17 protein-coding genes are annotated in these 19,977 nt (G+C 74.9%); 4 read left to right on the top strand and 13 right to left on the bottom strand.

The genetic code is table 11. The features are described 5' to 3' along the window. Positions 1-13: 13 nt before the first annotated feature. Positions 14-2,053, bottom strand: a complete 2,040-nt coding sequence (locus I4I82_RS06940; protein WP_218595495.1) for a hypothetical protein — start codon at positions 2,051-2,053, stop codon at positions 14-16. A gap of 66 nt (positions 2,054-2,119) precedes the next feature. After that, entirely contained in the window at positions 2,120-3,100 is a 981-nt protein-coding gene (locus I4I82_RS06935) for an ATP-binding protein (RefSeq protein WP_218595494.1), read from the bottom strand. 133 nt (positions 3,101-3,233) lie between these two features. Here I4I82_RS06935 and I4I82_RS06930 point away from each other — a divergent pair, with 133 nt between their 5' ends. Continuing rightward, positions 3,234-4,088: a class I SAM-dependent methyltransferase gene (locus I4I82_RS06930; RefSeq protein WP_218595493.1), complete on the top strand. Its 855-nt coding sequence runs from the start codon at positions 3,234-3,236 to the stop codon at positions 4,086-4,088. Positions 4,089-4,221: 133 nt separating this feature from the next. On the opposite strand, the gene I4I82_RS06925 is transcribed toward I4I82_RS06930, so the two are convergent. From I4I82_RS06925 to I4I82_RS06915, 3 genes are read right to left on the bottom strand one after another with little or no spacing between them, the layout of a single operon-like run. Continuing rightward, entirely contained in the window at positions 4,222-4,749 is a 528-nt protein-coding gene (locus tag I4I82_RS06925) for a hypothetical protein (RefSeq protein WP_218595492.1), read from the bottom strand. A gap of 29 nt (positions 4,750-4,778) precedes the next feature. Continuing rightward, positions 4,779-5,279 carry an ATP-binding protein gene (locus I4I82_RS06920; protein WP_218589457.1) on the bottom strand — a complete coding sequence of 167 codons (501 nt, stop codon included), beginning with the start codon at positions 5,277-5,279 and terminating at the stop codon, positions 4,779-4,781. Positions 5,280-5,335: 56 nt separating this feature from the next. Beyond that, positions 5,336-5,683, bottom strand: coding sequence for an STAS domain-containing protein (locus I4I82_RS06915; RefSeq protein WP_218589458.1), 348 nt, complete (start codon positions 5,681-5,683; stop codon positions 5,336-5,338). Between the two features lie 154 nt (positions 5,684-5,837). On the opposite strand from I4I82_RS06915, the gene I4I82_RS06910 reads away from it, so the two are divergent. Further along, the gene (locus I4I82_RS06910; protein ID WP_218589459.1) at positions 5,838-6,662 is read left to right on the top strand and encodes a DedA family protein; all 825 of its coding nucleotides are present in this window, start codon (positions 5,838-5,840) and stop codon (positions 6,660-6,662) included. 27 nt (positions 6,663-6,689) lie between these two features. Here I4I82_RS06910 and I4I82_RS06905 read toward each other — a convergent pair whose 3' ends face one another. Genes I4I82_RS06905 through I4I82_RS06895 form a run of 3 tightly spaced genes read right to left on the bottom strand, consistent with a single transcriptional unit; the run spans position 6,690 to position 10,635 of the window. Continuing rightward, positions 6,690-8,486: a helix-turn-helix domain-containing protein gene (locus I4I82_RS06905; protein ID WP_226369916.1), complete on the bottom strand. Its 1,797-nt coding sequence runs from the start codon at positions 8,484-8,486 to the stop codon at positions 6,690-6,692. A 44-nt stretch (positions 8,487-8,530) separates the two neighbouring features. Then, positions 8,531-9,868, bottom strand: a complete 1,338-nt coding sequence (locus tag I4I82_RS06900; protein ID WP_218595491.1) for an MFS transporter — start codon at positions 9,866-9,868, stop codon at positions 8,531-8,533. 17 nt (positions 9,869-9,885) lie between these two features. After that, positions 9,886-10,635, bottom strand: coding sequence for a 3-hydroxybutyrate dehydrogenase (locus I4I82_RS06895; protein ID WP_218589461.1), 750 nt, complete (start codon positions 10,633-10,635; stop codon positions 9,886-9,888). Positions 10,636-10,774: 139 nt separating this feature from the next. Here I4I82_RS06895 and I4I82_RS06890 point away from each other — a divergent pair, with 139 nt between their 5' ends. After that, the gene (locus tag I4I82_RS06890; protein WP_218589462.1) at positions 10,775-11,032 is read left to right on the top strand and encodes a hypothetical protein; all 258 of its coding nucleotides are present in this window, start codon (positions 10,775-10,777) and stop codon (positions 11,030-11,032) included. 177 nt (positions 11,033-11,209) lie between these two features. On the opposite strand, the gene I4I82_RS06885 is transcribed toward I4I82_RS06890, so the two are convergent. After that, positions 11,210-12,661, bottom strand: a complete 1,452-nt coding sequence (locus tag I4I82_RS06885; RefSeq protein WP_218595490.1) for a glutamate synthase subunit beta — start codon at positions 12,659-12,661, stop codon at positions 11,210-11,212. Then, the gene (gltB, locus tag I4I82_RS06880) at positions 12,654-17,204 is read right to left on the bottom strand and encodes a glutamate synthase large subunit (protein WP_218589464.1); all 4,551 of its coding nucleotides are present in this window, start codon (positions 17,202-17,204) and stop codon (positions 12,654-12,656) included. Before gltB ends, I4I82_RS06885 begins: the two co-directional genes overlap by 8 nt. A gap of 377 nt (positions 17,205-17,581) precedes the next feature. Here gltB and I4I82_RS06875 point away from each other — a divergent pair, with 377 nt between their 5' ends. Next, positions 17,582-18,298, top strand: a complete 717-nt coding sequence (locus I4I82_RS06875) for a (2Fe-2S)-binding protein (protein WP_218589465.1) — start codon at positions 17,582-17,584, stop codon at positions 18,296-18,298. A 6-nt stretch (positions 18,299-18,304) separates the two neighbouring features. On the opposite strand, the gene I4I82_RS06870 is transcribed toward I4I82_RS06875, so the two are convergent. The 3 genes from I4I82_RS06870 to I4I82_RS06860 are packed head-to-tail and all read right to left on the bottom strand — an operon-like array spanning position 18,305 to position 19,889. Next, the gene (locus I4I82_RS06870) at positions 18,305-18,694 is read right to left on the bottom strand and encodes an Asp23/Gls24 family envelope stress response protein (RefSeq protein WP_218589466.1); all 390 of its coding nucleotides are present in this window, start codon (positions 18,692-18,694) and stop codon (positions 18,305-18,307) included. Further along, positions 18,691-19,269 (bottom strand): Asp23/Gls24 family envelope stress response protein, encoded by a 579-nt coding sequence (locus I4I82_RS06865; protein WP_226369915.1) that lies wholly within the window; start codon positions 19,267-19,269, stop codon positions 18,691-18,693. The genes I4I82_RS06870 and I4I82_RS06865 overlap by 4 nt, the downstream gene beginning before the upstream one ends. After that, the gene (locus tag I4I82_RS06860) at positions 19,266-19,889 is read right to left on the bottom strand and encodes an RNA polymerase sigma factor (protein WP_218589468.1); all 624 of its coding nucleotides are present in this window, start codon (positions 19,887-19,889) and stop codon (positions 19,266-19,268) included. The genes I4I82_RS06865 and I4I82_RS06860 overlap by 4 nt, the downstream gene beginning before the upstream one ends. Between the last annotated feature and the right edge of the window lie 88 nt (positions 19,890-19,977).

Below are 19,977 nucleotides of genomic sequence, written 5' to 3'. Positions count from 1 at the left end.
GCACGTCGGGCCCTCAGGTCTCCCAGGTCCACCGCTCGACGGGCTCGTAGCGGCACACCGTGCCGGTCAGCACGGAGCTGCGCAGGTGCGCACCGAGCTCGGGGTGCACCGACGCGATGCGCCCGATCGCGTCGCGCAGCCGCGCGGTCACGGCCTTGCGGGCGCGCTCGGTGGTGCTGCTGCCGAGTGGGCGGCCGCGGCCGCCGAGCCCGGCGGCCCGGCCGAGCTCGGCGAGCAGGGCGTCCCGCCGGGCCTCGAGGTGCTCCGTGCGGCCCAGGTCGTGGTCGGCCCGGGCGTCGGCGAGGTCCTCGTCGAGCTCGGCGAGCCGGCGCCGGTAGGCCGCGCGGGCGGTGGTGTCGAGCAGGGTGCCGGAGTCGCGCTCGTGGTGGCCGGCACCGGCCAGCTCCAGCACGTGCACGTCCGTGTACGGGCGGGCCACGAGCACCGCCAGGTCGGCGAGGCCCTTGAGGTCGGGCAGGTGCGAGCTGGCGCCCAGGTGGCGGACGCGCCAGACCTCCCCGTCGCGGCGCAGCTCGGCGTCGGCCGCCGCCCGGGCGGGTGCGTCGAGCCCGGCCATCTCCCGCTCGGTCTCGGCGACCCAGTCGGGCGCGCCGAGCCGCCGGTGCACGGCCAGCGCCCGGGTCAGCGACCGCCGGGCGTCGTCGGGCCGTCCGAGCGCGGCGGCGAGGATCCCGGCCCAGTGCGCGTTGCTGCCCGCGAAGCAGACCAGCGCCCCGTTCACGCCGCACGACCCGGCGACGGGCTCCAGCTCGACGAGCAGCTGGCCGCAGACCTCCGCGTCCCCCAGGCGGACCGCCGCCGTCGTCATCCCCCCGACGAACACCGACCACAGGTAGGACCGGTCGCCGCGCCACGCGTCGAGGGCGACGACGGTGTCGAGCGCGCGGCGGGCGGCCTCGAGGTCGGCGGGCTCGCCCGCCATCGCGAGCAGGCCCGCGGCGACCGCGTAGGCGTGCGACGGGACGCCCACCCACCAACGGACCGCCTCCGCGGCCGTGGCGCGCAACCGGTCGGGGTCCCGGCGGGCGCGGACCAGTCCCAGCAGCTGCGACATCCGCACGTTGCCGGCGTCGGGCTCGCCGATCCGCTCGCCGAGGTCGCTCGCCTCGGCGATGAGCCGCTCGGCGTCGTCGAGGCGCCCGTCGAGCAGCGCGAGCGCACCCCGCCGGGTCAGGGCCAGGTAGTCGTGGCGCGGCTGCCCGAACCCGTCGGCGGCCGCCAGGTAGTCGGCGAGCGCGGCGCGGAACGCGGGGGAGCCCTCCTCCAGCAGCGCGTTGGCGTGCAGCAGCAGCCCCTCGGCGTGCCGCTCGCCGTCACCGCTGCGCACCGCGAGCTCGACGATCTCGCGGGCCAGCCCGATCCTCTCACCGGCCCGGCCCGGCGTCCAGAGCACGTCGTGGCGGGCGAGCAGGCAGGCGGCCAGCGTCGCCGGATCGCCGCGCCTGCGGGCCAGTTCGATGGCCCGTTCCGACAGCGGGCGGGCGCGAGCCCGCTGCTCGGGGACGGAGTGGTGCAGCTCGCGGGCCAGGCTCGCGGTGAGCTGGGCCTCCAGCGCGGTGCCGGTGCCGTCGAGGGCGGCGCGGGCGGTCTCCAGCATCGTCACCACCGCGTCGCGGGCCGTCGCGAAGCGGGCGCCGAGCCGCTGCACGCCCAACGCGGCAGCGCCCAGGCGCTCGGGGTCGGCCAACGCGGTCGCCCGCTCCCAGGCGTCGTCGAGCAGGGCGCGGGCCCCCGGCTCCCCGGCCCGGGCACGGGCCGCGGCCTCCTCGACGAGCAGGTCGACGACCACCCCACCGGTCATCCCGGCGTCCTCCAGCGCGCGGCGGACCCGGCCGAGGTGTGCTGCCGCCTCCCCGAACGCCAGCCGGTCGACGTCCGCCCGCGCCGCCGCGCGCGCCCAGGCGACCGCGCGGTCCCCGCCCTCCAGGGGGACCGCCGCGGCGCAGTGCCGGGCGAGGTCGGCCGCCACCACGGCGGCGCCGCGGACGTGCCGGTGCTCCAGTGCGTCGGCGAAGCGGCGGTGCAGCTCCATCCGGGCGGCGACGTCGAGCCGGGCGGCGAGGGCCTCGCGGAACAGGTCGTGGGCGAGCCGCGGATGCTACTCCGGGGTGCCGCCGACCAGCACCCCCTCCCGCACCCCCTCCTCGACCGCCGACGCGACGGCGGCGGTGGAGATCCCGCACACCTCGGCCAGCACGTCGGGCAGCAGCGCGGTGCCGGCCAGTGCGGCGGCCTCGACGAGCGCGCGGGCGCCGGGAGAGAGCCGGTCGACGCGCCGGGCGACGAGCTCGTGGGCGACCGGCGGGACCGCGTCCGACTGCCGGGCCGGGTCGGCGATCAGCTCGGCCAGCTGGCGGGCGAGGAACGGGTGCCCAGCGCTGCGGCGGTGCACCTCGGCCGCCCAGCGCTCTGCACCCGCGTCGCCGATCGCGCCCGCCACCAGCTCGGACACCTCCCCGGCGGACAGCCCGCCGAGCTGCACCGCCTCGCCGCCGCGGGCCAGCTCGGCCAGGACCCGCCCGGTGCCGGGCCCGAGCTCGTCGTGCCGGTAGGCGCCGACGACGACCAGCGGGACCGGACGGTAGGCCCGGGCCACGAACCGGAGCAGAGCCAGGGTCGACTCGTCGGCCCACTGGAGGTCGTCGAGCACCACGAGGACGGGTGCGTGTCGGGCGAGCCGCTCGAGGAACCGCGCCACGGCGTCGAACAGGCGCAGCCGGGCGTCCTCGGCGTCGCCGGGCGCCTCGGCGACGGCCGCGCCGGCGGCGAGCTCGGGCAGCAGCCGGGCCAGCTCCGCGGAGTCGGGGCTTGCCATGGCGTCCACGGCGGCCGGGTCGAGGCCCGTGACCAGGCCGCGCAGGGCCGTGGTCCACGGCCACAGCGCGGGGAGCCGTTCCGCGTCGGCGCAGGTGCCCCAACCGACGCGGAGCCCGGAGCGCGTCGCCGCCTCACCGAGCAGCGTCGTCTTCCCGATGCCGGCCTCGCCGCCGACCAGCACGAGCCGGGCGCGTCCCGCCGCCGCCTCCTCGACGGCGGCGAGGAGCCGGGACAGCGCACGGGTACGGCCGACGAAGACCATGGCCGGGGATCCTCCTCGCTCGCGCGGCCGTGTGGTGCGAACTGGCGGAACCGCGTGACGGGATCTGGCGGCGGCGCCGTCCGTTCTGGCGCAGTAGGGGTGTCGGCACCACCACGAGAACGAGGAGCGCGCCATGACCGTCACCTTCGACCCCGCGTCCTACAAGGACACCACGCGCGCCCAGTGGGAGGAGGCCGCGGCCGCGTGGCACGCCTGGGGCCCGACGCTGGAGGAGTGGCTTGGAGAGGCCACCGAGCTGATGCTCGACACGGCGGGCGTCGGCACCGGCAGCCGCGTCCTCGACGTCGCCGCCGGGGCGGGTGGGCAGACCCTCGCCGCCGCGCGGCGGGTCGGGCCGACCGGTGACGTGCTCGCGACCGACATCTCGCCGGCGATCCTGCGGCACGCCGCCGCGGTGGCGGCCGCCGCGGGGCTGACGACCGTCCGCACCCGGGAGCTGGACGGCGAGCGGCTCGACGTCGAGCCCGCCGCCTTCGACGCGGTGGTCTCCCGGCTCGGACTCATCTACTTCCCCGACCGGGCGGGCGCGCTGGCCGGCCAGTACCGCGCGCTGCGCCCCGGCGGGCGGATCGCCGCCGTCGTCTACTCGACCCCGGACCGCAACGGATTCTTCTCGGTGCCGGTGTCGATCATCCGGCGGCGCGCGCAGCTGCCCCCGCCCGCGCCCGGGCAGCCCGGCCCGTTCAGCCTCGGCGGCCCCGGCGTGCTGGAGGGGGAGTTGCGGGCCGCCGGGTTCCGGGACGTCGGATCACAGGTCGTGCCGGCGCCGCTGCGGCTGCCGGCCGCGGCCGACTGCGTCCGCTTCGAGCGGGAGTCCTTCGGCGCGCTGCACCAGATGCTCGCCGGGCTGGCGCCGGACGAGCGCGCGGACGCGTGGGCGGAGATCGGCTCCGAGCTGGCCGCGTTCGAGGGGCCCGACGGGTTCGAGGGCCCGTGCGAGTTGATCGTGGCGTGGGGCGTGAAGTGAGTCCCGACCGCCTCGGCCATGCGGCTGCCGGCGCGGTCGGCCGCGATCGTCGCGCGACTCGAACCCCTACGGCGGCACGTGGGGCGAGAGCTGGAGCGGCGGCGAGGTGTTCGAGGTCCCGTCGTCCTGACCGCTACCGGCGCCGCCCGGGACCGGGATGCGCGGGGGCGGGCCAGTCGAGCGTGATCGACCCGCCCACGCGCAGGGCGTGCCACCGCGGCGCGAGCTCGTCGAGCCGGTCGACCAGCTCGTCGACCAGCGCCGGGTCGACGCCCGCGGCCCGCTCGTCGAGCCAGGCCCGGATGCCGGGCGAGGTCGGGCGCGCGGCGTGCCGCACCTCCCACGCGCCCTGCACGAGCTGGGCGAGCCGCTCCGAGCGCGCCATGTCGGGGCGCCCGATCGGACGCGTGTTGCGGCGTGCCCACTTCTTCGAGTACGGCTCGTCGAGCGGCCGGAACGTGCCGGCGTCGCCGCCGTCGGCCAGCGTGCCGTAGATGCCCTCGCGCAACCCGAGTTGCCGCTCGACGACGAAGTGCACGAGGTCGTGCGGCACGTGGGCGTGGAAGCCGGGCGCCGGGTCCGCCGCGACGCGGTCGCCCACCGGCCGCTCCGCCGTGACCGCGTAGCGCCGTTCCCCGGTGCGGGTGAAGGTGACGCGCATGGCTCCGACGGTAGGCCCACCGGCGCTGCTCAGCGACCGGTTTCCGCCGGGCCCCGCACCCGGATGCGCACCTGCACCGTGGCCACGGTCATCGGGGCCGCCGACCGACCGCGGGCCACCGGCACCGGCCGGCTGACGAGCACGACCGCGGTGCCGTCGTCGCCGGGGTGGACCTGCACCTGCGCCATGCACCCGCGCATCACGGCGATCCCGCGCCCGCGGTAGCCGGGGTCGCCGGGCGGGCGCCAGCGGCCGTCGTCGCGGACGAGCAGGCGCACGCGCTGCCCGTCGTCGTCGACCGAGCGGAGCCCGGAGACGTCGACCTCGCCCGGCTCGCGGCCGTCGTACCCGTGCTCCACGGAGTTGCTGACAGCCTCGTGCACGGCCAGCACGACGTCGTCGACCTCGTCCTCGGGCCACCCGAACCCGTCGAGCCAGGCCCGCAGCCGCTCCCGCACGATCGAGGCGGACGCCGGCACACCGAGCAGCCGCACCCGGAAGGTGTTCGTGTCGCGTTCCACGGGAGCCATCGCCCACGAGTCTGCCAAGGTTCCCGCGGCTCCGCCTGACGGACCGGGGAGCGGGATCAGGAAGGTCCGGTGATCGCGTCGTCGACGGAGTCGTAGAGCGCGAGCCGCCGTTCCAGTCCGGTGATCTCGATCGGGCGCACGACCGGGCGGTTCGAGTCGACGGCGATGCGCAGGGGCTCGCCGAGCTCCTCGCCGCGCTCGGTGGCGCGGACGAGCGTGGAGAGGCCGGCGGAGTCGAGGAAGCGGACGTCGGTGAGGTCGAGCACGACGGGCAGGTCGCCGTCGAGCGCGGCGGTGACGGCTGCGCCGAGCCGGTCGGCCGTGAGCGCCTCGACCTCGCCCCGCACGTGCAGCACGAGGTACCCCCGGACCTCGGCGCTCCGGATCGTCATGAGTTCGTCCACGGAGGGACGCTACCGCGCCGACACGCCCCGGCGGGGGGACACCCGCGGGGGGTAACCCCACGGGGTCGGCCGACGACGCCGGTGGTGGGACGCCACCGGCGTCTGTCACCCTGGAGCCCGATCGGGTCGCGGGGTTCACGGGAGGGACGACCGAGTGGACGTCGTGGCGTGGCTCCAGGCCGTCGTGCACAGCGCCTGGCTGCTGCCGGTGCTGGTGCTGATGATCGCGGCCGACGGGCCCGTGCCGATGCTGCCCAGCGAGACGCTGTTCATGACGGCCGCGGCCGTCGCGTTCACCGAGGGCGACGCGGCGCTGCTGGTCGGGCTGTTCGTGGCCGCCGTCCTCGGGTCGGTGATCGGCGACCTGCTCGTCTACGGCCTGGGCCGCACGTCCCACAAGCTCATCGCGGGCTCGTCGGAGGGGCACGGCTCGGCGTGGGTTCGCCGGCACCTGCTCACCCGGCCGGGGCCCGTGCTGATCGGGGCGCGGTTCGTGCCCGGCGGGCGCCTCGTGAGCACCGCGGCCGCCGGTCGGTTCGGCCTGGCGCTGCACCGGTTCGTCGGCTGGTCGCTGGCCAGCTCCGCGGCGTGGGCGGTCTACATGCTGGTCGTCGGGCGGATCCTGGAGCCGATGACGGGGGGCAACCCGCTGCTCTGCGTCGTCGGTGCTGCGGTCCTCGCGGCCGTGACGGCCGGGGTGTTCGCGCTGGCCCGGCGCGTGCTGCGCGGGCGGCGCCGGAGAGACCCGGACGTGGATCGACCGGTGTCGGCGGAGGCTCCCCGTTCCACCGACACCGGTCATAGCCTCCAACGGATCGCACTGGCCGGGGATGCGGCCCTTTTTCGCTCTCCGTCGAGCGGCTCATCACCATCGGTGACCGGTCGGGCGGCGGTTGTCGGCTCAACGGTCTCCGTCGAGCGACGGGCGGTGGCCGACCGGCGCGCGCCCGGCGCGCCCGTCCCTCACGTGGGGGAGTAGAGCGCCGCGACGATCACGCCGCGACGATCACGTCGTGGTGCCGCCGAGGCGCCGCAGGTGCAGCGCGAGCTGCAGCTCCAGGGCTCGCGCGGGGATGGACCAGTCGTCGCCGAGCAGGGTGGCGACGCGGTCGAGGCGCTGGGTCACGGTGTTGACGTGCACGTGCAGCGACCCGGCGGCGCGGCTCGGGCTGCCGCCGGCGGCGAAGTAGGCGTCGAGGGTGCCGAGGAGGTCGCTGCCGCGGCGGACGTCGTAGTCGACGACGGGGCCGAGCACGTCGTCCAGGAACGCGCCGACGTCGCCCGGCCCGACCAGCCCGGCGAAGCCCAGCTCGCGCGCCGACCCGGCCGCCCGCCCCAGCGCGACGAGCGCCGCCGCGGTCCGCTGCGCCCGCGCGTGGACCTCGCGCAGCCCGCCGCCGGGCACGACGGGCCCGGCCGTGCCGGTCGTGACGCCGTCGGGCAGGCGCCGGGACAGGGCCTCGGCGACGGCGGACGGGTCGGTGCCCGGCACGACCGCGACGAGGTCCTCGCCGTGCGGCCCCGCCAGGCCGCCGCCCTCGCCCGCGGCGACCGCGAGCCCGCGGACCGGCCCGCGACACACCGCCACCACGTGCGGGACGCCCAGGCGCAGCCCGAGCAGCCGCCCGCGCTCGACCAGCCCGGCGTCGGGCTCGCCCTCGGGACGGGCGAGGAGCTCGGCCAGCAGGTCGGCGCGCACGCGCTGGTCGGACTCGGCGGCGCGCAGCCGGAACAGCAGCACCAGCGCGGTGACCATCGCCGCGCGCTCGACCGTGCGGCCCTGTCCGTCGTCGAGGTCGCCGCAGCCGCCGAGCACCAGCGAGCCCAGACGCTGGCCGGCGGCGTGCACCGACACCGCCCAGCGGCCGTCGCCCCGGGCGATGCGGCCGGTCGCGGCGGAGCGCGTCACGGCGGCGGAGGCGGCGAGGTCGCCGGGCGGCACCCGGCCGTGGGCGGCGAGGCGCCCGTCGTCGGCGTCGAGGACGGCGACCCAGCAGCCGAGCAGCTCGCCGAGCGTGGCCGCGATGTCGTCGACGCCGCCGCCCGACAGCACGACCTCGGAGAACCGGTCGTGCGCGGTGGCGGCGCTCTCGATACCGGCGTGGGCGGCCGACAGCGCGGCGAGGGCGTCGGCGATCTCGGCCGTCCGGCGGGCCTGCACGAGCGACACCGCGGCCAGCGCCGCCAGCGAGCCGAGCAGTGCCACCTCCTCGCGCGTGAACGGGCGGCGCGTGCGGCCGGCGGCGAACAGCACGCCGACGAACTCGCCGTCGACCAGCAGCGGGGTGCCGCAGATCGCGACCAGCCCCTCCTCGTCGACGGCGTCGTCGATGTCGGAGGTGTGGGCGTAGCGGTCGTCGGCGGGGTAGTCGGCGGTCCAGTAGGGGCGGCGGGTCTGCGCGACGAGCCCACCGAGCCCGGCCCCCAGCGGCAGCCGGAGCCCCTGGAACCGCGCCGACACCGAGCCCGCGGTGGCGCGCATGAACGTGTCGCCGCGCTGCGGGTCGTGCAGCGTCAGGTAGGCGACGTCGGTGCCGATGAGGCCCCGCGCGCGGCGGACGATGGCGTCGAGGACGCCGCGGGGGTCGGCGGCCGAGGCGAGGTCACGGGCGGTCTCGACGAGCGCCGACAGCTCCGCCTCGCGGCGGCGGTGCTCGTCGATCCCGGCCCGGACGCGCAGGGCCAGTGTGCGGGCGACGGCCGCGCTCTCGCTGTCGGTGGCCTGCAGCGCGCGGGCCTCGATGAGGTCGGCGGGTGCGTCCTGGGCGAGCAGGCGCAGCAGGTCCAGCGCGGTCTGCGGCACGGCGGGGATGATGCCACCTGCCGTGCCGTTCCGACCGCGTCGGCTCAGCGGACCGTCGACCTCGCCACGGCCGGGTCGTCGGCCAGGTCGCGGTGGCGGGTCTCGGTGTAGCTCGCCACGGCGATGATCGTCAGCACCGCCGACGCCGCCACGTACACGGCCACGGGGTAGCCGCTGCCGTAGGCCGTGATCAGCGCGACCGCGATGATCGGCGCGAGCCCGCCGGCCAGGATCGAGGCCAGCTGGTAGCCGATCGAGACGCCCGAGTAGCGCACCTTCGTGCCGAACAGCTCGGACAGGAACGCGGCCTGGGGCCCGTACATCGCGCCGTGGAACAGCAGCCCGCCGACGACCGCGAGCACGGCCGCCCAGAAGTTGCGGGTGTCGAGCAGCGCGAAGAACGCGAACGACCAGATGCCGACTCCCGCCGCACCCAGGATGTACATCGGCTTGCGGCCGAAGCGGTCCGACAGCGCGCCCCAGACCGGGATCGCCACGAAGTGCACGGCCGCGCCGATCAGCACCGCGCCCAGTACGAACGAGCTCGACAGGTCCAGCTGCGTCGTCGCGTACGTCGTCACGACGATGGTGAAGATGTAGTACGAGACGTTCTCGGCGAACCGCGCGCCCATCGCCGTCAGCACCTCGCGGGGGTAGCTGCGCAGCACCTCGAGGATCGGCATGGCGTCGGCGCTGCCGGCGGCGGCGCGCTCCTCGGCCTGCTTCTGCGCCTCGCGGAACACCGGCGACTCCTCGACCGAGAGCCGGATGTAGAGCCCGATCAGCACGAGCACGGCCGAGAGCAGGAACGGGATGCGCCAGCCCCAGGCGAGGAAGTCGGCCTCGCTCTGGAACGCCGCGAGCAGCGCCAGGATGCCGTTGGCGAGCAGCTGCCCGCCGGGGGCGCCGGCCTGCGGCCAGCTCGCCCAGTAGCCGCGCCGGGCCGGGTCGCCGTGCTCGGAGACGATGAGCACCGCGCCGCCCCACTCGCCGCCGAGCGCGAAGCCCTGGATCAGGCGCAGGAGCACGAGGATGATCGGTGCGGCCAGGCCGATGGTGGCGTAGCCGGGCAGGACGCCGATGAGGAACGTCGCCACCCCCATCATCAGCAGGCTGACGACGAGCAGCGTCTTGCGGCCGATCTTGTCGCCGTAGTGGCCGAAGACCAGGCCGCCGACCGGCCGGGCGATGAACCCGACGGCGAACGTGCCCAGCGACAGCAGCACGCCGGTGGCGGGGTCGTTGCCGGGGAAGAAGACCTGCGGGAACACGAGCGCCGCGGCGACGCCGTAGAGGAAGAAGTCGTACCACTCGACGGTGGTGCCGGCCATGCTCGCGCCGACGACCTTGACGATGGAGCTGCGCGGCTGGTTCTCAGCCATGGGGCAACCCTTTCTCGCTAGTGGGCGGTCCAGCCGCCGTCCATGAGGTAGGAGGTGCCGGCGATCGAGCCGGACGCCGGGCCGTAGAGCACGGCGGCGAGTTCGGCGACCTCCGCGGGTTCGACGAGCCGCTTCACGGCCACCGGCGTGAGCATGATCTGCTCGAGGACCTGCGACTCGTCGATGCCGTGCGTGCGGGCCTGGTCGGCGACCTGCTTCTCGACCAGCGGCGTCCGCACGTAGGCGGGGTTGAGGCAGTTGCTGGTGACGCCGTGCGCGGCGCCCTCCAGCGCGATCACCTTGGAGAGTCCTTCGAGCCCGTGCTTGGCGCTGACGTAGGCCGACTTGAACGGGCTCGCGCGCACGCCGTGCACGCTGGAGACGTTGACGATCCGGCCCCAGCCGCGCTCGTACATGTGCGGCAGGACCAGCCGGGACAGCCGGAACGGCGCCTCCAGCATCACGCGCAGGATGAAGCCGAACCGCTCGGGATCGAACTCGTGCACCGGCGCCACGTGCTGGATGCCGGCGTTGTTGACGAGGACGTCCACGGCCGACGGCAGGGCGTCGACCGCGTCGAGGTCGGAGAGGTCGCACACGACCGTCTCGATCCCCGGGACCTCGTCCGCGAGGGCCTCGAGCCCCGCCTCGTCACGGTCGACGGCGACGACGTGCGCCCCGTCCGCGGCCACGCGCGACGCGATGGCCCTGCCGATGCCGGACGCCGCGCCCGTGACCAGCGCCGTCCGTCCGTCGAGGATCGTCATGCCCGGGAACGTTAGGACAGGGTGAGGCGCTCCGCCGTGTGGCGCGCACCCACATTCACGGCGCTGATCATGTGGGCTCCGCCCCGACGATCTCAGGATGAGATCGGTCCGCGGCAGCCGGCGGCTCATACTGCGCCGCATGCGCACTAGCAGCTGGGTCGCCGATGTGGGCGTCGAGAACGCCACCTGGCTCGCCACGGAGAGCCGAACCGCCCGCCTCGCCCGCGAGTACCGCCCGGTGGACCTGGGGGACGGCCGGATCAGCTACAGCTACCGTGCCCTGGGCTCGGCCCGGGAGCTGGGGGAGGAGGAGGACGGCTTCCTCACCGACGACGCCGAGGGCCTGCGGGTGTGGATCGGGGACGACGCGTTCGAGCTGGAGGAGATCGAGGTCTGAGGCTCTCGGTCCGGAGCGGGTGCGAGGAAGCCCGCGAGTCGGGGTCTCGTTCGAGCGAGCCGGGGTCGCGACTCGCGCACCGCGAGAGCGCGACTCGCGGGAATCGCGGTCGGCCCTGTGAGGCGGTACGGGCCGGAGGTGTAGCGCCCCCGGCCCGCACCGGTCAGGTCGGCACCGTCAGGTGAGCGGCCGGTCGGTCGGCTCGATCGGCCGGGGCAGCACGTCGCGCCCGGTGAGGTAGGCGTCGACGCCCGCCGCGGCGGACCGGCCCTCGGCGATGGCCCACACGATCAGCGACTGGCCGCGGCCCATGTCGCCCGCGGAGAACACCCCGTCGACGCTGGTCATGAAGCTGCGGTCGCGCGCGACGTTGCCGCGCTCGTCGAGCTCCACCCCGAGGTCGGAGAGCAGCTTGCCCTTCTCCGGCCCGACGAAGCCCATCGCGAGCAGCACGAGCTGCGCGGGCAGGAGCTTCTCGGTGCCCTCGACGGGGTCGAAGCCCTTCTCGCCCCGCTTGACCTCGACGATCCGGACGCCGGCCAGCTTGCCCTCGTCGTCGGCGACGAACTCGGTGGTGTTGACCGAGAACAGCCGGTCGCCACCCTCCTCGTGCGCGCTCGACACCCGGTAGACCATCGGGTACGTCGGCCAGGGCATGCCCTCGGTGCGCTTCTCCGGGGGCGTCGGCATGATCTCCAGCTGGGTGACCGAGCGGGCGCCCTGCCGGTGGCTCGTGCCGAGGCAGTCGGCGCCGGTGTCACCGCCGCCGATGATCACGACGTCCTTGCCCTCGGCCGTGATCGGCGGCGCGTCGATGTCGCCCTGCTGCACGTGGTTGGCCCACGGCAGGAACTCCATCGCCTGGTGGACGCCCTCGGTCTCGCGTCCGGCGGCGGGCAGGTCGCGCCACGCCGTGGCCCCGCCCGCGAGCACGACCGCGTCGAACTCCTCGCGCAGCTGCTCGACGGTGATGTCCGTGCCGACGTCGACCGACGCCCGGAACATCGTGCCCTCGTCCTGCATCTGCTTGAGGCGCCGGTCGAGCCGCGCCTTCTCCATCTTGAACTCGGGGATGCCGTAGCGCAGCAGGCCGCCGATGCGGTCGGAGCGCTCGAACACCACGACGTCGTGGCCCACGCGCGTGAGCTGCTGCGCGGCGGCCAGCCCGGCCGGCCCGGAACCGACGACGGCGACCTTCTTGCCCGTCTTGGTCCGCGCCGGCTGCGGCGGCACCCAGCCCTCGTCCCACGCCCGGTCGACGATCTCGATCTCGACCTGCTTGATCGTGACCGCGTCGTCGTTGATCGCCAGCACGCAGGCCGCCTCGCACGGGGCGGGGCAGAGCGTGCCGGTGAACTCCGGGAAGTTGTTCGTGGCGTGCAGCCGCTCGGTGGCCTCGCGCCAGTCCTTGCGGTAGACGAGGTCGTTCCACTCCGGGATGAGGTTGCCCAGCGGGCAGCCCTGGTGGCAGAACGGGATGCCGCAGTTCATGCAGCGCCCGGCCTGCTTCTCCAGGTGGTCGTGCGGGAAGTCCTCGTAGACCTCGCGCCAGTCCATCAGTCGCAGGTCGACCGGACGGCGGGTGGGACCCTCGCGCTTGGTGGTCAGGAATCCCTTCGGGTCACCCATGTGCCGCCTCCATAACAGCTTCGTCGACATTTCGTCCCTCGCGCTCGGCGGCCTCGCGGGCCTCCAGCACGCGCTTGAAGTCGCGCGGCATGACCTTGCCGAAGCGGCCCACGTTGTCGTCCCATTCGGTGAGCAGCGTCTTCGCGACCGCCGACTCCGTCTCGGCGTAGTGCTTCTCGACGGCGTCGCGCAGGAACGCGCGGTCGTCGTCGTCGAGCGGGTCGAGGTCGACCATCTCGGGGTTGACGCGGTGCGTCGGCAGGTCGAGCACGTAGGCCACGCCGCCGGACATGCCCGCGGCGAAGTTGCGCCCGATCTTCCCGAGCACGACGACGCGACCGCCGGTCATGTACTCGCACCCGTGGTCGCCGACGCCCTCGACGACGGCCAGCGCACCGGAGTTCCGGACGCAGAACCGCTCGCCGACGATGCCGCGGACGAAGATCTCGCCCGACGTGGCCCCGTACAGGATCACGTTGCCGGCGATGATGTTGTCCTCGGCCGCGAACGGCGCCGTCGGGTCGGGCCGCAGCGTCAGCCGCCCGCCGGACAGGCCCTTGCCGAAGAAGTCGTTCGTGTCGCCGACCAGCCGCAGCGTGATGCCCCGCGGCACGAACGCACCGAAGCTCTGGCCGGCCGAGCCGGTGAGCGTGACGTCGATCGTGTCGTCGGGCAGGCCCTCGCCGCCCCACTTCCTGGTGAGCTCGTAGCCCAGCATCGTGCCGACGGTGCGGTTGACGTTGCGGACGGGCAGGTCCAGGTGCACCTTGTCGCCCGAGCGCAGCGCGCCCTCGCACAGCTGGATCAGCGTGTTGTCGAGCGCCTTCTCCAGGCCGTGGTCCTGCGCCCTCGTCCGGTGCAGCACCGTGTCCGGGCCGACGTCGGGCGTCGCGAAGATCGGGGACAGGTCGATGCCCTCGGTCTTCCAGTGCCGCACGGCGTCGTCGGTCTCGAGCACCTCGGCGTGGCCGACGGCCTCGTCGATCGACCGGAAGCCCAGCGCCGCCAGGTACTCGCGCACCTCCTCGGCGATGAACCGCATGAAGTTGACGACGTACTCCGGGCGCCCGTCGAAGCGCTTGCGCAGCTCCGGGTTCTGCGTCGCGACCCCCACCGGGCAGGTGTCGAGGTGGCAGACACGCATCATGATGCAGCCGCTGACGACGAGCGGGGCGGTGGCGAAGCCGAACTCCTCCGCGCCCAGCAGCGCCGCGATGACGACGTCGCGGCCGGTCTTGAGCTGCCCGTCGGCCTGCACGACGATCCGGTCGCGCAGGTTGTTGCGCAGCAGCGTCTGCTGGGTCTCGGCCAGGCCGAGCTCCCAGGGACCGCCCGCGTGCTTGATCGACGACAGCGGCGACGCGCCCGTGCCGCCGTCGTGGCCCGAGATGAGCACGACGTCGGAGTACGCCTTCGCCACGCCCGCCGCGACCGTGCCGACGCCGACCTGGCTGACCAGCTTCACGTGGATGCGGGCCCGCGGGTTGGCGTTCTTCAGGTCGTGGATGAGCTGCTTGATGTCCTCGATGGAGTAGATGTCGTGGTGCGGCGGCGGCGAGATCAGCCCGACGCCGGGAGTGGCGAAGCGGGTCTTGGCGATCCACGGGTAGACCTTGCCGCCGGGCAGCTGGCCGCCCTCGCCGGGCTTGGCGCCCTGCGCGATCTTGATCTGGATGTCGTCGGCGTTGACGAGGTACTCGCTCGTGACGCCGAAGCGGCCCGAGGCCACCTGCTTGACCGCGGAGCGGCGGGAGTCGCCGTTGGCGTCGGGCGTCCAGCGCTCGGAGTCCTCGCCGCCCTCCCCGGTGTTGGACCGGCCGCCGAGCCGGTTCATCGCGATGGCCAGCGTCTCGTGCATCTCCTGGCTGATCGAGCCGTAGGAGATGGCGCCGGTGCCGAAGCGCTTGACGATCTCCTCGACCGGCTCGACCTCGTCGAGCGGCACCGGCGCGCGCAGGCCCTCCTTGAAGGCGAACAGCCCGCGCAGCGTCATCAGGCGGTGCGCCTGCTCGTCGACGGCGCGCGTGTAGTCCTTGAAGATGTCGTAGCGCCCGGCCCGCGTGGAGTGCTGCAGCTTGAACACCGTCTGCGGGTTGAACAGGTGCAGCTCGCCCTCGCGGCGCCACTGGTACTCGCCGCCGACCTCCAGCGCGCGGTGGTGCGCGCGGACCCCGTCGCCCGGGAAGGCGCGGCGGTGGGCGCTCAGCACCTCCTCGGCGAGGACGTCGTAGCCGACGCCGCCCAGGCGCGAGGTGGTGCCGCAGAAGCACTCGTCGACGACCTCCTTGCCCAGGCCGATCGCCTCGAAGATCTGCGCGCCCGTGTACGAGGCCACGGTGGAGACGCCGATCTTCGACATCGTCTTGCGGACGCCCTTGCCGAGCGCCTTGACGAGGTTCTTCGCCGCGGTGGCCGGGTCGACGCCGGGGATGTCGCCGCGCTCGGCGAGGTCCTCGACGGTGGCCATGGCCAGGTACGGGTTGACCGCGGCCGCGCCGTAGCCGATGAGCAGCGCGATGTGGTGCACCTCGCGGGCGTCGCCGGACTCGACGACCAGGCCCACCCGGCTGCGGGTCCTCTCGCGCACCAGGTGGTGGTGGACCGCGCCGGTGAGCAGCAGCGACGGGATCGGCGCGTGGGTGGCGTCGACGCCGCGGTTGGACAGCACGATCAGCCGCGCGCCGTCCTCGATGGCCTCGGACACCTCGCGGCAGATCTCGTTGAGCCGCGCCTTCATGCCGGCGCCACCGTCGGCCGCCTTGAACACGCCCTTGGCCGTGACGCAGGCGAACCCGGGGAGCTCGCCGTCGTCGTTGATGTGGACGATCTTGGCGAGGTCGTCGTTCCCGAGCACCGGGAACGGCAGCAGGATCGTGCGGCAGTTGGCCGGGGTGGCGTCGAGCAGGTTCTGCTCCGGCCCGAGCTGGCTCTGCAGCGAGGTGACGAGCTCCTCGCGGATCGCGTCCAGCGGCGGGTTGGTGACCTGCGCGAACAGCTGGATGAAGTAGTCGAACAGCGACCGCGGGCGCTCCGAGATCGCCGCGATCGGCGCGTCGTTGCCCATCGAGCCGATCGGCTCCGCGCCGGCCGCCGCCATCGGCTTGAGCAGGAGGGTGAGCTCCTCCTCGGTGTAGCCGAAGGACTGCTGGCGGTGGGTGAGCGCGGCGTGGCTCGGGACCTCGCGGTCGCGGGCGGGCAGCTCCTCGAGCCGGATCAGGCCGGCGTGCAGCCAGTCGGCGTAGGGGTGCTCGGCGGCCAGCGCGCCCTTGATCTCGGCGTCGTCGACGAGCTTGCCCGCGGCCGTGTCGACCAGGAACATCCGGCCGGGCTCGAGGCGGCCCTTGCGGACCACCGACGACGGCTCGACGTCGAGGACGCCGACCTCGGAGGCCAGCACGACGATCCCGTCGTCGGTGACCCAGTAGCGCGCCGGGCGCAGGCCGTTGCGGTCGAGGACCGCGCCGACGAGCGTGCCGTCGGTGAACGCGACGAGCGCGGGGCCGTCCCACGGCTCCATCAGCGTGGAGTGGAACTCGTAGAAGGCCCGGCGGGCCGGGTCCATCTCGTCGTGGTTCTCCCACGCCTCGGGGATCATCATCAGCACCGCGTGCGGCAGGCTGCGCCCGCCCAGGTGCAGCAGCTCGAGGACCTCGTCGAAGGTGGCCGAGTCGCTCGCGTCCGGCGTGACGATCGGCGACAGGCGCGCCAGGTCGCCGGGGATCAGCTCGGACTGCAGCAGCGCCTCGCGCGAGGCCATCCAGTTGCGGTTGCCGCGCAGGGTGTTGATCTCCCCGTTGTGCGCGACGTAGCGGTAGGGGTGCGCGAGCGGCCACGCCGGGAACGTGTTGGTGGAGAAGCGCGAGTGCACGACGGCCAGCGCCGACGTGACGCGCTCGTCGGAGAGGTCGGGGTAGAACGCCTCGACCTGCGGCTCGGCCAGCATGCCCTTGTAGACGATGGTGCGCGGCGACAGCGACGGGAAGTAGGTGCCGGTGGTGTGCTCGGCGCGCTTGCGCAGGCAGAACGTGAGGCGCTCCAGTGCGATGCCGGTCTCGCCCTGCGCGCCGGCGACGAACAGCTGGCGGAAGCCGGGCATGGCGGCGCGCGCCGACGGGCCGATGTCGGCGCCGTCCGGATCGACGGGGAGCTCGCGCCAGCCGAGGACGGTGAGGCCCTCCTCGGCGGCGAGGCGGTCGATCTCGGCGACGGCGGCGTCGGCGGCCGCGGGGTCGGCGGGCAGGAAGGCCGTGCCCGCGGCGTAGGAGCCGTCCTCGGGGAGCGCGAAGTCGACGACCTCGCGGAAGAAGGCGTCCGGCAGCTGGATCAGGATGCCCGCGCCGTCACCGGTGTTGGCCTCGGCGCCGCGTGCTCCGCGGTGCTCCAGGCGCAGCAGCGCGGTGAGCGCCTTGCGGACGATGGAGTGGCCGCGCCGTCCGGAGAGGTCGGCGACCATGGCGACACCGCACGCGTCGTGCTCGAAGTCCGGGGCGTAGAGCCCCTCCGAGGTGACCGCGGTGCCGCTTGCGTTCGTGGTGGCAGCCAACAGTGCCTCCTGTCGTCTCGGTGCACCCCGACACTGACCCACTGCGTGCTTGGGGCAATCGGGACGACGTGATGGTTGAGGGGAAAGGATAAGCGACACGCCCGTGCGACCGCCGGTCCTGGTCCGAACGGGTGCATCTGGATGTGCCGACGAGAGGTCGTGGTGGAGACCCGGCGCCGGCACGACGACCGGACGCCGGGGTGGGCGTCGGCCGGTGGTGCTCCGTGGTGCGCAGGCACGCTGCAGTGGGTGCGCTGGCGCGCCGACCAGCGTCGCACGCCGTGCCGACGATCCGCCAGTGGATGCGGACGTGAGCACGATGACCTGCAGAGGCGCCGGTGCGGGCGGTAGCCTGTCCCACACGCCAGACTGGCGCCGTGGACGTCGCCCGAGCCCTTCACGACGTGGCCCGCGCCGGCCCGTTCTTCGCCGTCTCGACGGGCCCCGCCGGTGCCGTCCCGGACGGCGCTCAGCCCGTCGCCGACGTCCTCGCCGGCCGCGGGGATGCACTCGTCCGGCGGATCGCCCACGTACGCACGGTGCTCGGTTCGGACGACCGCGTCGCGGCGTCGGTCACGTTCCAGGGCCTCGCGGCGCTGCTCGTGGCGGCGCCGTTCGCGGCGGCCGTCGTGCACGGGGTCCTGCCCGCGCTCACCCCGTCGGCGCTGCACTGGATCCCGCGCACCGACGGGCCGTGGGCGCTGTGGTGCGCCGACCCGGACGGCCGCGCGGTGCCCGACCCGGCCGACGCCGCCGCGGGCCTCGCCGACCTGCTGCTGGACCAGCACCTGGGCCCGCTCGCCGCGGCGGTCCGGCAGCGGGTGGCGGTGTCGGGGAAGGTGCTGCACGGCAACACCGCCTCCACCGTGGCCGCGACCCGTCGGCTGGTCGTCGCGCAGTGGCCCGCGGCGCACGGGCGGGCCACCGAGGTGGCCGAGCGACTGCTGGACACCGGGGTGCTGGCGGGCACGGGGGAGCGGATCGCGGCGCGGGCGCCCGACCGCGGGTGGAGCTTCCGCCGCCGGTCGTGCTGCCTCTACTACCGGGCCCGCGACGGGGGGCTGTGCGGCGACTGCGTGCTGGTGCCGCGCTGACGGGAGTCAGTCGAGCAGCACCTCGGCCACGACGACGGTCACCACGACGTCGAGCCCGGTGTAGGCGCCGACCTCGGCGGCCACCTCGCGCTGCACGGCCTGGGCGACGTCGCGGCAGGTGAACCCCAGCCGGGTGGCCAGGGTGATCGTGACCTCGGCTGCCGTGCCGTCCACGGCGGCGTGGACGCCGTCGGCGGGCAGCGAGCCGCGGTCGCGGTCGGGGTCGAGCCAGGACCCGGCCAATCCGAGCAGCGCCTGCGTCAGGTCGGCCCGCAGGGCGACGACCCCGGGGACGCGGCGGGCGCGGTGCGCGGCCACCCGCGCCACGACGGCGTCGCCGACGTGCACGCGGACCGCGGGACCGGCCGCGGCGGAGCCCATCCCGCCCGCGCTCACCACTCGCCCCCGAACACGTCCACGACCTCGATGTCGACCCGCCGCACGGGCACCCCGAGCGCCTGCTCGCCCGCCGCCGCCACCATCTGGCGGACCCGCGCCGTGACCGACGCCAGGTCGACGCCGAACCGCGCGGTCACCGTGATCCGCACGTCGGCGGCGTGCCCGGACTCGCCGGAGGACGTGTCGGTGACCTGCTCGATGCGGCAGCTGCGGGCGCGCACGCCGGCCATCGCGTCGACGGTGTGGCGCAGCACCGCGGCGGCCGCGGCGCGCGAGAGCCGGGCCGGGCCGTGGGGCGAGGGGAGGGTGAGGACGTCGTGCGGGCGCAGCTCGGTGCGCACCGCGACCATCACCGTGTCGAGCACCGACGGCGGCGGCGGCGGGCGCTCGGCGGCCAGCCGGTGCACCAGCGCGTCGAGGCCCCGGGCGTCGGCCGCGGCGGCGCGGCAGTGCGGGCACGAGCTCTCGTGCTCGTCGGGGGCCTCGCCCGCCGCGGCGCGGTCCCAGACCAGTGCGGCGTCGCGGCCGCAGGCCAGGCGGCCGTCGGGATCGGGCAGGGGAGCGGGGTTCACCGCCATGAGCGCATCGCCTCCGCCAGCTTCGTGCGGGCCCGGTGGATGCGCCCGCGCACGGCGTCCTCGGTGGCCCCGGTGATCTCCGCGATCTCCGAGTACCCCTGGCCCTCCATCTCACGCAGCACCCAGCAGACCCGCAGGTCGTCGGGCAGGGCGGCGATCGCGCGGTGCAGCGCGGCCATCCCGGCGTCGCGCTCGGCGGCGCGCTCGGGGGAGTCCTGCGCGGGGGCGGGGGCCTCGATCTCCTGGACCGGCACGGGGCGGCGCTTGCGCAGCATCGCCAGGCAGCGGTTGGTGACGACGCGGTACATCCAGGTGGGGAACGCCGACTCGCCGCGGAACCGGTCGATCCGCCGCCACGCGTCGAGCAGGGCCTCCTGCAGCGCGTCCTCGGCCTCGGCGCGGTCGCCCATCACGCGGACGGCGACGCGGTAGAGCGCGTCCTGGTGGCGCCGGGCCAGCGCCTCGAACGCCCGCGCGTCGCCCTCCTGGGCGCGCACGACCAGCGTCTGCTCGTCGAGCTCGTCGGCCACGGGCGGTCCGGCCTCCGGGACGGGGGGTTCCGGTGCGCGCCGCACCGGTGCGGTGGCGGCCGCGACACCCTGGCTGAGCTGCACCGCGCTCCGATCCGTGGTCCGCGTGCGACGCGCCTCACCGTGAGGACGGCGGTCGGGAGGTCGTCCTACCACCAGTGGAACACGGTAG

Origin of the sequence: Pseudonocardia oceani (genome assembly GCF_019263585.2) — a bacterium.
Lineage (GTDB): Bacteria > Actinomycetota > Actinomycetes > Mycobacteriales > Pseudonocardiaceae > Pseudonocardia > Pseudonocardia oceani.
Note: the sequence above shows the minus strand (reverse complement) of the source record. Positions and strands in the feature narration are given on the sequence as shown.

Excerpts from the sequence above, each read along its gene's own strand:
- I4I82_RS06920 (WP_218589457.1), bottom strand. The coding sequence starts at position 5,279 with ATGGCTCCCGTGGAACGCGACACGAACACCTTCCGGGTGCGGCTGCTC.
- I4I82_RS06890 (WP_218589462.1), top strand. The coding sequence starts at position 10,775 with ATGCGCACTAGCAGCTGGGTCGCCGATGTGGGCGTCGAGAACGCCACC.
- I4I82_RS06895 (WP_218589461.1), bottom strand. The coding sequence starts at position 10,635 with ATGACGATCCTCGACGGACGGACGGCGCTGGTCACGGGCGCGGCGTCC.
- I4I82_RS06925 (WP_218595492.1), bottom strand. The coding sequence starts at position 4,749 with ATGCGCGTCACCTTCACCCGCACCGGGGAACGGCGCTACGCGGTCACG.
- I4I82_RS06940 (WP_218595495.1), bottom strand. The coding sequence starts at position 2,053 with ATGGAGCTGCACCGCCGCTTCGCCGACGCACTGGAGCACCGGCACGTC.
- I4I82_RS06930 (WP_218595493.1), top strand. The coding sequence starts at position 3,234 with ATGACCGTCACCTTCGACCCCGCGTCCTACAAGGACACCACGCGCGCC.
- I4I82_RS06900 (WP_218595491.1), bottom strand. The coding sequence starts at position 9,868 with ATGGCTGAGAACCAGCCGCGCAGCTCCATCGTCAAGGTCGTCGGCGCG.
- I4I82_RS06935 (WP_218595494.1), bottom strand. The coding sequence starts at position 3,100 with ATGGTCTTCGTCGGCCGTACCCGTGCGCTGTCCCGGCTCCTCGCCGCC.
- I4I82_RS06885 (WP_218595490.1), bottom strand. The coding sequence starts at position 12,661 with ATGGGTGACCCGAAGGGATTCCTGACCACCAAGCGCGAGGGTCCCACC.